At 60.7% G+C, this 10,154-nt stretch carries 21 protein-coding genes; 14 read left to right on the forward strand and 7 right to left on the reverse strand.

The genetic code is table 11. The features are described 5' to 3' along the window. Positions 1-6: 6 nt before the first annotated feature. Both NU688_RS30740 and NU688_RS30745 read right to left on the reverse strand, forming a co-directional pair. The gene (locus NU688_RS30740; protein WP_257864653.1) at positions 7-498 is read right to left on the reverse strand and encodes a DUF2513 domain-containing protein; all 492 of its coding nucleotides are present in this window, start codon (positions 496-498) and stop codon (positions 7-9) included. A 2-nt stretch (positions 499-500) separates the two neighbouring features. Further along, positions 501-743 carry a hypothetical protein gene (locus NU688_RS30745; protein WP_257864654.1) on the reverse strand — a complete coding sequence of 81 codons (243 nt, stop codon included), beginning with the start codon at positions 741-743 and terminating at the stop codon, positions 501-503. A gap of 206 nt (positions 744-949) precedes the next feature. On the opposite strand from NU688_RS30745, the gene NU688_RS30750 reads away from it, so the two are divergent. Genes NU688_RS30750 through NU688_RS30760 form a run of 3 tightly spaced genes read left to right on the forward strand, consistent with a single transcriptional unit; the run spans position 950 to position 2,035 of the window. Further along, on the forward strand, positions 950-1,135 hold the full coding sequence (locus NU688_RS30750; protein WP_257864655.1) for a hypothetical protein: 186 nt from the start codon (positions 950-952) through the stop codon (positions 1,133-1,135). After that, the gene (locus NU688_RS30755) at positions 1,136-1,375 is read left to right on the forward strand and encodes a hypothetical protein (RefSeq protein WP_257864656.1); all 240 of its coding nucleotides are present in this window, start codon (positions 1,136-1,138) and stop codon (positions 1,373-1,375) included. It abuts the gene before it with no gap. A gap of 54 nt (positions 1,376-1,429) precedes the next feature. Then, complete coding sequence (locus NU688_RS30760; RefSeq protein WP_257864657.1) at positions 1,430-2,035, forward strand: hypothetical protein; 606 nt, start codon at positions 1,430-1,432, stop codon at positions 2,033-2,035. A gap of 149 nt (positions 2,036-2,184) precedes the next feature. Here the strand turns inward: NU688_RS30760 and NU688_RS30765 are convergent, their stop codons facing one another. From NU688_RS30765 to NU688_RS30775, 3 genes are read right to left on the reverse strand one after another with little or no spacing between them, the layout of a single operon-like run. After that, the gene (locus NU688_RS30765; protein ID WP_257864659.1) at positions 2,185-2,439 is read right to left on the reverse strand and encodes an AlpA family transcriptional regulator; all 255 of its coding nucleotides are present in this window, start codon (positions 2,437-2,439) and stop codon (positions 2,185-2,187) included. Then, positions 2,440-2,916 carry a hypothetical protein gene (locus NU688_RS30770; protein ID WP_257864660.1) on the reverse strand — a complete coding sequence of 159 codons (477 nt, stop codon included), beginning with the start codon at positions 2,914-2,916 and terminating at the stop codon, positions 2,440-2,442. It abuts the gene before it with no gap. Next, positions 2,888-3,607 (reverse strand): hypothetical protein, encoded by a 720-nt coding sequence (locus tag NU688_RS30775; RefSeq protein WP_257864661.1) that lies wholly within the window; start codon positions 3,605-3,607, stop codon positions 2,888-2,890. Before NU688_RS30775 ends, NU688_RS30770 begins: the two co-directional genes overlap by 29 nt. 250 nt (positions 3,608-3,857) lie before the next feature. On the opposite strand from NU688_RS30775, the gene NU688_RS30780 reads away from it, so the two are divergent. Both NU688_RS30780 and NU688_RS30785 read left to right on the forward strand, forming a co-directional pair. After that, entirely contained in the window at positions 3,858-4,223 is a 366-nt protein-coding gene (locus tag NU688_RS30780; RefSeq protein WP_257864662.1) for a hypothetical protein, read from the forward strand. Between the two features lie 444 nt (positions 4,224-4,667). Continuing rightward, complete coding sequence (locus NU688_RS30785; RefSeq protein ID WP_257864663.1) at positions 4,668-4,940, forward strand: DUF4224 domain-containing protein; 273 nt, start codon at positions 4,668-4,670, stop codon at positions 4,938-4,940. 96 nt (positions 4,941-5,036) lie between these two features. Here NU688_RS30785 and NU688_RS30790 read toward each other — a convergent pair whose 3' ends face one another. Together NU688_RS30790 and NU688_RS30795 are read right to left on the reverse strand one after the other, a co-directional pair. Continuing rightward, positions 5,037-5,390 carry a hypothetical protein gene (locus NU688_RS30790; RefSeq protein WP_257864664.1) on the reverse strand — a complete coding sequence of 118 codons (354 nt, stop codon included), beginning with the start codon at positions 5,388-5,390 and terminating at the stop codon, positions 5,037-5,039. A 117-nt stretch (positions 5,391-5,507) separates the two neighbouring features. Further along, positions 5,508-5,768, reverse strand: a complete 261-nt coding sequence (locus NU688_RS30795; protein ID WP_257864665.1) for an AlpA family transcriptional regulator — start codon at positions 5,766-5,768, stop codon at positions 5,508-5,510. A 483-nt stretch (positions 5,769-6,251) separates the two neighbouring features. Between NU688_RS30795 and NU688_RS30800 the strand changes: the two genes are divergently transcribed. The 9 genes from NU688_RS30800 (at position 6,252) to NU688_RS30840 (ending at position 10,071) form a co-directional block, all read left to right on the forward strand. Beyond that, positions 6,252-6,608, forward strand: coding sequence for a hypothetical protein (locus NU688_RS30800; protein WP_257864666.1), 357 nt, complete (start codon positions 6,252-6,254; stop codon positions 6,606-6,608). After that, complete coding sequence (locus tag NU688_RS30805) at positions 6,601-6,873, forward strand: hypothetical protein (protein ID WP_257864667.1); 273 nt, start codon at positions 6,601-6,603, stop codon at positions 6,871-6,873. The genes NU688_RS30800 and NU688_RS30805 overlap by 8 nt, the downstream gene beginning before the upstream one ends. Further along, the gene (locus NU688_RS30810; protein WP_257864668.1) at positions 6,866-7,396 is read left to right on the forward strand and encodes a hypothetical protein; all 531 of its coding nucleotides are present in this window, start codon (positions 6,866-6,868) and stop codon (positions 7,394-7,396) included. The genes NU688_RS30805 and NU688_RS30810 overlap by 8 nt, the downstream gene beginning before the upstream one ends. Before the next feature lie 104 nt (positions 7,397-7,500). Next, positions 7,501-8,214 carry a hypothetical protein gene (locus tag NU688_RS30815; protein ID WP_257864669.1) on the forward strand — a complete coding sequence of 238 codons (714 nt, stop codon included), beginning with the start codon at positions 7,501-7,503 and terminating at the stop codon, positions 8,212-8,214. A gap of 108 nt (positions 8,215-8,322) precedes the next feature. Continuing rightward, a complete protein-coding gene (locus tag NU688_RS30820; protein WP_257864670.1) occupies positions 8,323-8,568 on the forward strand; it encodes an AlpA family transcriptional regulator in 246 nt (81 codons plus the stop codon). A gap of 4 nt (positions 8,569-8,572) precedes the next feature. After that, the gene (locus NU688_RS30825) at positions 8,573-8,908 is read left to right on the forward strand and encodes a helix-turn-helix domain-containing protein (protein WP_257864671.1); all 336 of its coding nucleotides are present in this window, start codon (positions 8,573-8,575) and stop codon (positions 8,906-8,908) included. Next, positions 8,905-9,492, forward strand: a complete 588-nt coding sequence (locus NU688_RS30830; RefSeq protein WP_257864672.1) for a hypothetical protein — start codon at positions 8,905-8,907, stop codon at positions 9,490-9,492. Before NU688_RS30825 ends, NU688_RS30830 begins: the two co-directional genes overlap by 4 nt. Positions 9,493-9,616: 124 nt before the next feature. Continuing rightward, entirely contained in the window at positions 9,617-9,817 is a 201-nt protein-coding gene (locus NU688_RS30835) for a hypothetical protein (protein ID WP_257864673.1), read from the forward strand. Next, positions 9,814-10,071: a hypothetical protein gene (locus tag NU688_RS30840; RefSeq protein ID WP_257864674.1), complete on the forward strand. Its 258-nt coding sequence runs from the start codon at positions 9,814-9,816 to the stop codon at positions 10,069-10,071. Before NU688_RS30835 ends, NU688_RS30840 begins: the two co-directional genes overlap by 4 nt. Positions 10,072-10,154: the final 83 nt, after the last annotated feature.

Raw genomic sequence — 10,154 nt, forward strand, 5'->3', positions numbered from 1 at the left:
TGACGCTTAGTGAAGTAGGCCCTTGAGGAATGCGATCGCGTCGGGCGCGCTGTCCATGCCCGCCGCGACCAGCTTCTTTGCGATTTCCTTCAGAGCCTCTCCCGACAGCGTCGAGATCGCCTTCTTCAGGGCAGATTTCTCCGTCGGTGGCAGCGGTGCTGCGTCGACCTTGGCCAGCATCAGTTCGCGGATCGTGTCGGCGTGAAGCTTCACCGTTACCGTGCCGAGAATCGCGGTTAGGCCGCCGTCATCCTCGAGGAAGTCGAGGCCCGCGGCAGTGATCTTCGACGCTGACCATGCGAACTGACCGTTGGTGCTGACGATCACGCCGCCCTTCAGCAAACCGTGCTCCTCAAGGTACATGATGGTCCCCGCGAACTGCTTGTCCCGGAGAGGATCCTCGTCCACTGGCACAAGGGCCTTGGTACGAACCTGGGATGGGTAGGCTTCTCGCAAGCGCTCCAAAATTTCGCGCTGGAGGGTACGGTCGACCTCCATGCTCAGGCCTCCGCCTCTTTCATGCGTGCCTCGATTTTCTCAAGGTACTTGATGAGCATGCGCACCTGGGCCGAGGTCGTGGCGATCGGATATTCGCCGTGCACCGCACGCAGGTTTTCATGGTGGTCGAAGAAGAACAATTCACCATCGATCCAGTTCGCATAGCCCTCATTCGGCATCGAACGCATGCCCGGGATGTCCTCGGCCTCTTCATCGGGGCCAAGCTGAATCTTGATCATTGCCATGCCATCTCCTCGTGTTTGAAGCCGGCATCTTAGAGGCGGCGCGTTGAGGGAACAACTCGTTCATGCGTTACGGCACTGAGAGTGCTCGCGCGTGCACTCAGTCAGGTGCCGGGCTGCTATTGCGTGCTGGATCTGCGCGGCGCGCTCGCGCTCGGGGGATGTGTCGAGGAGGTTCAAAATGCGTGTTCCAACAGACGGAGGCGGGAATGGATTTCTTCAACAACGTGCGGTTGTCGTTGACTGCCGCGGGGCCAGCTGCCGTTATTTGCGTGCTGACCATCTGCATCACGCTGCTGGGCCTGTTCGGCTCTGGACCGCTCGCGAACGGCGCAATGAGTATCCTCGCCATCGGTTTCGGCGGGACGGTTTTCTCCCTTGGCACGAGGAATTAGGTGAGCAAGCCCACCCGCACCGCTGAGCAACTGCAGCAGATGCTGGTTCAGCGCATCGAGAACCTGCCGGGCCTTCGCGGCCAGCAGACGGACGTTCACCGCGGCGGGGTGATCGGCATCCCTTCCGAGGAAGGTGGCCCGAACTGGACGGTTCGTGTGGTCAGCGACCGAGGAACGCACCGGGCCGACATCGCGCAGATCATTCGCACGCTGCAGGGGCAGTTCGATTTGGAGGACTGAGCCGGAGGTGGCCTCGCCGCGCGCTACGATGCGCGCCAAACGAGGAGAAGTGAAATGCCTGCGCCCGAGTACTGCCTTCTGTGGATTGACTGGTGGCCACTGTGCATGAACAAAGCGGAATGGTCGGGCTGGGTCCAAGCCATCTTTTCTGTCGTCGCGATTCTTGCTGCCTTCGCCATCTCGGAGATTCAACAATCGCGACATCGAAAAGCATCCAACGAGCAACGTTGGGAGGCTCGCTTTGCCCTGACGCGGGCTTGCTATCTGACTTGTGACGAGGCGGTGCAGACGATCGGCTACGTTGCCCGCAAATTTAACGAGCGCTTGGGGAAGCGATTGCGTCTGAGATCCGAACGTGTTGCCGAGCTTCTCGCGACGATCCAAACGCTTCTGGGCAAGGATGTTCCGCCAGAAGTTCTGCGCGATGTGCTGACGATCCAGCGTGAGCTTTCCTACACCCTTGTCGCGCTGATTCAACTGCAGACCGCTCAGGTGACCTACGATCGGTGGGTGAAAGCGGAGGCGCGTGCGAAGAGCGTCTCCGATGCTCTTGCGAGGCTGAGAAAGCAACACAACATCTCTCAGTGGGTCACCAGTGGCGACGCTGAAAGAGTGCTTGCACAGCCTCTGTCGTTCGATGAGATGGAGTACGTTGATTAGTTGCATTACTCTCATGCGACGCCTCCGGGCATGGTGAGAGCCATGGCCACGTCGCGCACCCAGATCGGCTGGGCCGACAGCATGAAGGTCATCGCCGCGCCAGGCCGGCAGCAGCGTGGCGCCTGCCAGGCGCTTAGAAAGCTCGCGCATCAGCGAGACACGCCGGCCTTTCTATAGCCGCTGTTCTTGGGTGGCAACAGATCCGACACTGGTCGACTCTCTGCCCACTCTTCGACTTCGCGCAGCAGCCAGCCAACGCGCCGACCCGACAGGACCCGCGGCTTCGGAAATTCGCTTTCGCGCTCTAGCCTCTCCACGGTCGTTTCCGACAACGTGAGCATCGCGGCCACGCTGGCCTTGTCCAAGAAAAGTGGCCGGATGTTATCGCGAATTTCGCTGCGCACTCACGCCTCAATGTCGAACGATTTCAGCCTGCCCGGAAGTGGGCAGATGTCGTCCGCCACGTCGAGCGCCCAAGCGCACCATCGCGCCCTCTCATGCTGAGCTGGCCGACCGTCAACGGGCTCGTCTGCTATGGCCCGCACATAGTCGCGGATCCGCTGTGCCTGCTGCCAGTTGGTGACCTCGCTCAGCAGGCCCTCGCGCTTGGCCTTCTCGGCGGCGCGTTCAGCTGCTTCGATTGCCAACTGCTCGCGCTCAGCTGCCGCCGCGATGGTGCGGAGGCGTTGCTGCTCTTCTTCGGCCTCCCACTGCTTTACCTTCTCTCGTGCGCTCACGACCGATCGATAGAGGCGACACAAGAACCGGTTGAGCTGACTCTCGAGCTTGTTGTCGGCGTCGCCAGTGACGGTGAAATCTGGCAGCGCATCGCGCGAGACGTTGAAAGCCAATTCACCGGCTTGCCGCTCGCGCACCATCAAATGGAAAGTTGCCTTCGGAAGTGAAAGGCGGAATCTGCTTCCTTTTTCTCCGAAGCCGACGCTGAATCCGCGTACTTCGCACGCCAAGAAGAGCGCGTTGACGAGGCTCAGCGCCCGCTCCCGTCGCTTCCGTCACTTGGAGGCAGCCCGCGAACCGAGGATGGCGGAGGGTGTCAGAGTCCAGGTGTCTGTACTTGAGATAGTCGAAGTTGGGCTCCCATACTCCGCGCGCTGCAAGCTTCTCTCGCTTTTCCGTCGCTTTGTCTCGCTCTTCGATCTCTCTTGCGCGCTGAAGGATTGCCTCGTGCAGTACTCCTCGCAGGGGCTCGATGGCCTTGTGCCAAACCTCTGTCGAGGCCGGCACGATGATGTGGTGCCGCGGAGACGCTTCGAACGCCAGGCGTTCCTTCAGCCACGTTTGGTCGTCCGGGTCGACGTGCTCGCGTGCTGTCGGTAGCGGTGGGTCACTGAAGAACGTGGTGCGCTCGGTCCTCGCCGGTAAGGCGATCTTACGGACCGGCTTGCCGGCTGCGACCTTGGCCCAGTGCCCGGCTGGCGGCAGTGGGATTTTCATTGACTGGCAGATCTTGCGCAGGCCGTTGTCTGATAGGCCATATCTCGGGCCAAGCGTCGACAGCGGTGTCGCCCAAACCTCCTCATAAAGCGCCTCGCGTTCGAACGTGTGAGCCATGCAAGCCTCCAAGTCAAGATTGGCACTCTGCCACAGGCGTATGGCAGTGCGAGCGGCCGCATCGGCCCAACCGCGGCCCTGGCATTCGACTTGAGCACTCAACCCGATAGGGAGGGGGTCAAGATGCTCAGCGAGCGGAAGGGCAATCGCAAGAAGAAGATCGAGTGAACCTGAATAGGCACCCCAAGCGAGTGCTATCGAACTGCGGACCGCGCCTTCATACTGCGGGTTTCAAGGCAAGGGGGCGAGGATGGATGCTGCAATCGCAGGGCTGCTGGGCACCGCGTTGGGAGCGGTGCTTGGCGCCGGAGGCGCGCTGGGCGCCGCCTGGATTCAACAGGGCCACCAGACACGTAGGGAGCGCCTGAAGGCCGCTGCAGACCTTGGGCTGGCGGACTTCAATCAGCGCGTCAAAGTGATCGAAAGGGATGGCGGGACGCTTGTTCCGCTATCGGTTTTTGTGGCGTATCACGCCGACGTGCTCGAGGTCATCGCAAAGGGGGCGTTTGACCCTGAGGCCGTCGCAGCAATCGACCGAAGGCAGATCGCTCTAGTTCAGGCGATCGAGGGCAGACCTAGCGGGCAGGCCATCAAAGAGGGCAAAAGCGCTAGGTAATGCCCGTATGCTGAAGGCAGCTCTGGCAGTTCCCCAACCCTAGGGAGCTTGGTGCCGATCAAGGCCACTTGAGGTCCCCGGACGAAAGCCGGGATGCTGCGACCAGAGATCTCCTGAATTCTCAGGAGATTAGGTGCAGTTTCGCCACCCCAGCCGGGGCGCCCCAGTTTGCGCGTACCCGCAAAGCGAGGGCACCTTTGCGGCCCGATTTCGTCGGGTTGCAAATCCTGCCTCCCATCTCCTGCGATGCAGGAATCGGTAGCTCCCTTTTGAGCCCCGCAAAAGGGGGGCGCGAAACTGCACCCCAGCGTCTGTACGAGCGAGAAAAAGCGGCTGGATGACGACGATGCGTTGGCGTTCTCTGGGGCATAGCTGTTACTTTAGCTTGCGCCCCCTTGGAGCTTTCCGGCTGCTCCATGGCATGCTTTCAGGATGACATCGCCAATGTTTCTCACAGATACTGAGATCGCGGAGATCTGTGCTCCCTTGAAGTCCCCGGCCGCGCAGAAGCGGTTCCTCATGTCGCTCGGCATCGTGGTCAACGAGAAGCCAAACGGAAAGCCCTTGGTGGTGCGCTCGCACGTCGAATGGGTGCTGAGCGGACGTATCGGTCCAAGTACCGCGCCGGCATTTGACCCTCGCACACAGCCGAACGTCGAGGGGATGCTTGAGCACCTCAGCAAGAGAAAGCTGAATCGGCCGAAGAAGGCGACTTGAAACGAGAACGGCATACCGGACGGGCGGCCGCGCTGCAGCTGCGCCGCGGGATACCCGATCGACTAGGTCGACCCGCAGCTCGTACCCGCTGAATTCCTATCCGCCCAGCCCCTTTGCAAGCGTAGCTGCGTAGTAGCTCAACTCGTCCGCCAGTTCGTGGACGGAACTGCGCCAACTACTGCTCCTGGGGCTCGTATTCGTGGAGGCGCGCATGCCGATGTGCGCCGCACGCAGCGCAGCCTTGAACGTCGCGATGACCCAATCCTCTGCACCAAGCGGCGGCCGACGTTCGACTTCTTTGAGACGGCTGGCGAGGCCGTCCTTCAGCGACTTGTATTCGGCCTTCGCACCTTCTTCGTCTGCACGGTTGCTCGCAACGTCAGCGCCCAAATTCAACAGCGCATTCGCCCGATCTTCAAGCCGGCGAATCTCATCGAGCACTTCGCTCATGCGTCTCTCCTCGTCGTGTAGCCGGAAGTATCGCGCGGCTCACTCGTGCCCGCTGACGCCCCCTTTTCTTGGGGGCACGGCTGAGCACCGCTCTGCGCACGAGTGGCCACCGCGCCGTCAGGCCGGCGCACCGGCGCGACCGTAGCCGCTGTTTTTCGGCGGCAGGTGATCGGACTCTGGGCGTTCGCGGCCCCAGGCTTCCAGCTCTTCAACGAGCCAGGCGGTGCGTCCCTTGCTGACCTTGCGCGGCTTCGGAGCTTCACCCCTGGCTACCAGGTCTTCAAAGGTGCTCTCCCCGATGGCCAGGAACGCGGCGGCATCGGAGCGCGCGAGAAAGAGTGGCTTGATGGTGACGATCGATCGACGTTCTTTGAGCATGCCTGTACTTTAGGTCTGGAACATCGCAGACCCGATGTGCAGCGGCGGACGCCGGCACGGTCGAGGCCGCGAAGCTCAGGGTTTTCGTTAATAAAAGTACTGCCAATAAATCTTCTTTCGAAAATTAAACGCAGTACTATTAATGCAGCAACTGATGGGCAAAAGATGACGAAGAAGGAAGCTGAGGAGTTGGCAAGAGGGCGCGGCCGACCGGCACTGCCGGAAGATCGAAAGGCGACCACCGGATCCCTCCGACTGACACCTGACCGTTGGGCCAAGCTGCGCCGGCTCGGTATGCCTTGGCTCAATAAGGCGATCGACAGGGCCAAGGAGCCCACGCCAGAGGAATGACCGCCGCGCCTCAGGGCGAGATGTGAGCAAGTTTGCGCGCATCAATCTGAGGCACAAAAGACGACGGCCCAAGGTGGTTGCACACCGAGGACCGTCTAACCACAACGTGCAAACCCTGAAAGGACGCACACCATGGCTACGAAGATTATCGGGCAAGGCCTCGCGACGCCCGATCGCATCACCATCACGGAGTTGCCTCACGGGGCACGAGCGTTGATGGTCAGCATCGACCACGAAACCGGGCAGTTCAAGGTCCGGCCCATCGCCGAGATGGGCGACTCAGTCCTGAACATCGAGCGTGATCTGCTCAAGCACCTCAACGAATACCCGTACAGCATCGAATGGCTGGAGGTTCTGCGCGACTATTGCGACGGCCGCTTGAGTGCCAGAAAGGCTGCTCGCGAGCGCGGCGCGTTCATTACGCCCAACCCGCGCACCGATTGGGACATGACATCCATCATCGCCGCTCGGGAGGTGAACAATGGCTAAGCGCGAACAGCCCCTCAACGCCGAACAGCTGCGCCTCGTACTACAGACAGTGGCACTTCGGGCGGAAACCGCGCGGCAAGTCTTATCGCATGCCGGCGTCGATGAAGGGCCACGCACAGCAGCCATTGATGCCGTGGACGCGATCCTCGCCGGCATCGGCGCGATCGCAGATGGCCACTCGGGAGCTATCGCCATCGGTGACGCCGACCATTGGAACTTCGGTCCCAACTTCGCCGACGCCGGCAAGGAGGTGCAGCATGGCTGATCGCACCCGTCTTTACCCCGGCGTTAGCTTCATGACGCATGGGTCCGGCTTCACGGACGCCAACCTGTTCGATGTCCCAGACGAAGATTACTTCGACGGCTCGCTCACTGGCATCAAGGCAGCCTGGGAACTGCTGCACGCCGCCTCGAACGGGGATTTTGACGAAGGCGTAGCAACAGCTGTTCTTCGCAATGCCTTGGAAGAGGCTGCCCATGTGCTGGACAGCACCAGCAAGAGTCAAGTACCGAGCCGTCGCGGGGCTGCCGTTGGCTTCCTCGACGCGATGGCCGGTGCGCTCGCTGACGCGGTGAAAGCCTGGAATTTCAGACCTACTCTGACCCGCGACATTCGTGGATATGAGCAGTGCGCCGCAGGCCTGGTCGACGACATGAAGACTGCCAATGCGGCATTCATCGAGAGCATGAGCGGTAAGTCCGTGGCGAAGCGGAATGCGCGCCCTGGACGTCTTCGAACAAATGACAGCGGGACGAGCTTCGGAGAGGCCGTGCCTGCGCAAGCATAGCTGGGCGCAATGTATTCTTGCTGTGGCCAGCCCTAGGCTGATCCCCGAAACCCCGTTTCCCTGACGGGCTGGGCTGGCACTTGTTCCAGGGGCGCGAGGGACGCATGGGTGATTCTGACAATACAAACGCCAAGACTGCCATCTTGACCGTGCTGCTATGGCATCTCGAGGACATTCCTTTGGCGTTGCAGAGTTTTCGCACGCCCGAACACCATGCCTTATCTGCGCAGGATATCGATGGCTGTATGGCTGCGCTTGATGAACGCCCTGATCTTGGTGATCTGTGGATCGCAGAGTTGCTGAGGCAGGTGCGTGAAGAGTCTGTGCTGAGACTAGATGACGTGCCGAAAGAACTGCTTTGCTTCCTTCCGGCACGAAGGTTCACTGTGAGTGCTACCCGTATTGCTGCATATGTTCGCGTTCTGTACGTCGATCTGATTCGTCAACTTTTGTCGCTGACGAATGCGGGAGAGTCAAAAGACTATCTCCGTTGTTTGACCTCCGTTCTTCGTATGCAAGAGATCGTGGGTCTCTTGCAGGGTCTCGTAGAGGGGTTCGGTTTGAACGAGAAACTGTCGGAGGCACGCCTTGAAGGCGCCCGTCGCGCGGCGCAAGGTCGTCGCCTAATCGGGGCATCAACGCGAGAACGGGTGCGCTTAGAAGCAGAGAAGCACAAGCACCTCACCAAAGGCGCTGCAGCTTTGGCCATCTCTGAACGTGTTCAGCTATCGGTAGATAGGGTGCGCAGACTGCTCTCAGAGCTTTACCCGCGTGGTGACTGGGTCGCATCGTCTGATGTGACCAGCCAGAACAGTTGATGTGATGCGCCGCATCGGCTGATGCGGCATGGCTGAGAGTCGCGCATGCTCAGACGATAACCCCTTCGCAAACAACGGCTGACAACGCCGTACACGAAGGGGTAAGAGATGTCGATTCTCAGAATGCCTGCGGTCAAGGCTGAAACGGGCCATCGCAGCCACGCTTCCATCTACACGCAGATCCGCGATGGACTGTTTACCAAGCCCGTGCCGATCGGAGAGCGTTCCGTAGGTTGGCCTGCCTACGAAGTGAAGGCGATCACGCAGTACCGCATTGCCGGCAAGACGGAAGACGAGATCCGCGCCCTAGTGATCCGCCTGCATGCCAAGCGCACCGAACTGGTCATGGCCTGAGGTGATGACCATGGCCGCTAAAAAGAAAACCCCGGCAGTTGCACCTGTCGGGGTCCTCAAGAAAACGCAATCGAGTCTGAAGTTTAGCGACAAGAGCACGCGCGCGGAAGCCCAGCAGCAGCGCATCATCGCGGCTCTGCGGAGCGGGCCGAAGACCACAGATGACCTTCGCGCCCTGGGCTGCTACCAGGTTTCGGCCAGGGTACACGCGCTGCGCCACCGGCTCGGCTACGAGATCCAGACGGACCTGTTCGATGGCTACGCTGCTGACGGCTACTCGCACGCCCGTATGGCTCGCTACACACTCGTCGGTGAGCCGGAAGGAGCGGTTGATGCATGACGCGCTTCAAACCAAAGGCCGATCCACGCGGAGGGCACGTCCGAATCTACTGGGCTTTGCTCGACTCGCCGGCGTGGCGCGCCTTGACGCACGCGGATGTGCGGGTGTACCTCGCTATCCGGCGACGCTTGGGCAAGACCAACAACGGCGACATCAGCGCCACGCTGACCGACACGGCGCACCACGGCATCACCAGCAGCTCGACGCTGGCGGCAGCGCTCCAGCGGCTCGAGTCGCTCGGCTTCATTGCCAAGACCAGGCAGGGCGGCATTGCGATGGGCGGGAAGGTTTGCAGCCTCTACCGCTTCACCGACGAGCCGACCTTCGACATGCCCAAGATCGATGTGAAAGCCGCACCTGCGACGAACGAATGGCAAGCCTTCACGTCGATCGCGCATGCCAAGTCTGCGCTCCGGCCGGTACTCGTGAAAAACACATCGAAGGTTCGATCATCGAAGCACAGTGCTTCGACTATCGAAGCGGAGAGGCTGTTTTGTGCTTCGACTATCGAACACGAGAGCACTTCTGTGCTTCGATCATCGAAGCGGAGAAAAGCGCCCTCAACGGTCTCGCAACCCGCATGAATGCTGGCGATTCGGCTCTTTTGTCGTGCTCGCGCCGAAAAGTGGTCTCCGCTTCGACTATCGAACACCTATGCAGTATTGCCATCCCTGTGCTGCAAATTGAGTGCACGAAGGGAGCGATGGTATGAGCGGCGTTGATCAATGGGAACCTCAGTTCGACGCCTGCTCGGCGGAACAGGAGCGGCTGGCGGTGCAGTTCTGTTTGGAGATCGCGGGCGAACGCGGTGGGCCCGGCAGCCCGCCGGATCCTGTTCGCCTGCTGGAGATGGCCGAGGCCCTCTACCGCGCCGAACGTGATCAGTACGCAAGCGAGGTGTCGACATGACGCGCGAGACCGCGTTCGGTTGGGCGGAGGAAGTTCCGGCCCTGAAGATCGAAAAGCTCGCGGACGGCAGGTTGATGCTGACGGTGGAGGACGCCATGGGCAACGGCGATGACTGCGTGCTGGTGCACCCGCTGCACCTGCGGTTCATGGCCGAGAAGCTGGGGCTCGTGCGCGACATGTCCGCGACCGAAGCGGATGCGCTGCGGATGGTCGTACGCGGTCAATTAACCACGCCCTTGTTCGGTGAACGATGAGCTGTGAGGCTACGTGCCCATGTAGAGCAACATGGACATGTAGAGATGACAGAGCAGTACGCAGAGTTGAGAAGCCGGTTGGT

It is taken from the genome of Variovorax sp. ZS18.2.2, assembly GCF_024701975.1.
Lineage (GTDB): Bacteria > Pseudomonadota > Gammaproteobacteria > Burkholderiales > Burkholderiaceae_C > Variovorax.

Excerpts from the sequence above, each read along its gene's own strand:
- NU688_RS30740 (WP_257864653.1), bottom strand. The coding sequence starts at position 498 with ATGGAGGTCGACCGTACCCTCCAGCGCGAAATTTTGGAGCGCTTGCGA.
- NU688_RS30745 (WP_257864654.1), bottom strand. The coding sequence starts at position 743 with ATGGCAATGATCAAGATTCAGCTTGGCCCCGATGAAGAGGCCGAGGAC.
- NU688_RS30750 (WP_257864655.1), top strand. The coding sequence starts at position 950 with ATGGATTTCTTCAACAACGTGCGGTTGTCGTTGACTGCCGCGGGGCCA.
- NU688_RS30760 (WP_257864657.1), top strand. The coding sequence starts at position 1,430 with ATGCCTGCGCCCGAGTACTGCCTTCTGTGGATTGACTGGTGGCCACTG.
- NU688_RS30775 (WP_257864661.1), bottom strand. The coding sequence starts at position 3,607 with ATGGCTCACACGTTCGAACGCGAGGCGCTTTATGAGGAGGTTTGGGCG.
- NU688_RS30780 (WP_257864662.1), top strand. The coding sequence starts at position 3,858 with ATGGATGCTGCAATCGCAGGGCTGCTGGGCACCGCGTTGGGAGCGGTG.
- NU688_RS30785 (WP_257864663.1), top strand. The coding sequence starts at position 4,668 with ATGTTTCTCACAGATACTGAGATCGCGGAGATCTGTGCTCCCTTGAAG.
- NU688_RS30790 (WP_257864664.1), bottom strand. The coding sequence starts at position 5,390 with ATGAGCGAAGTGCTCGATGAGATTCGCCGGCTTGAAGATCGGGCGAAT.
- NU688_RS30795 (WP_257864665.1), bottom strand. The coding sequence starts at position 5,768 with ATGCTCAAAGAACGTCGATCGATCGTCACCATCAAGCCACTCTTTCTC.
- NU688_RS30800 (WP_257864666.1), top strand. The coding sequence starts at position 6,252 with ATGGCTACGAAGATTATCGGGCAAGGCCTCGCGACGCCCGATCGCATC.
- NU688_RS30805 (WP_257864667.1), top strand. The coding sequence starts at position 6,601 with ATGGCTAAGCGCGAACAGCCCCTCAACGCCGAACAGCTGCGCCTCGTA.
- NU688_RS30810 (WP_257864668.1), top strand. The coding sequence starts at position 6,866 with ATGGCTGATCGCACCCGTCTTTACCCCGGCGTTAGCTTCATGACGCAT.
- NU688_RS30815 (WP_257864669.1), top strand. The coding sequence starts at position 7,501 with ATGGGTGATTCTGACAATACAAACGCCAAGACTGCCATCTTGACCGTG.
- NU688_RS30820 (WP_257864670.1), top strand. The coding sequence starts at position 8,323 with ATGTCGATTCTCAGAATGCCTGCGGTCAAGGCTGAAACGGGCCATCGC.
- NU688_RS30825 (WP_257864671.1), top strand. The coding sequence starts at position 8,573 with ATGACCATGGCCGCTAAAAAGAAAACCCCGGCAGTTGCACCTGTCGGG.
- NU688_RS30830 (WP_257864672.1), top strand. The coding sequence starts at position 8,905 with ATGACGCGCTTCAAACCAAAGGCCGATCCACGCGGAGGGCACGTCCGA.
- NU688_RS30835 (WP_257864673.1), top strand. The coding sequence starts at position 9,617 with ATGAGCGGCGTTGATCAATGGGAACCTCAGTTCGACGCCTGCTCGGCG.
- NU688_RS30840 (WP_257864674.1), top strand. The coding sequence starts at position 9,814 with ATGACGCGCGAGACCGCGTTCGGTTGGGCGGAGGAAGTTCCGGCCCTG.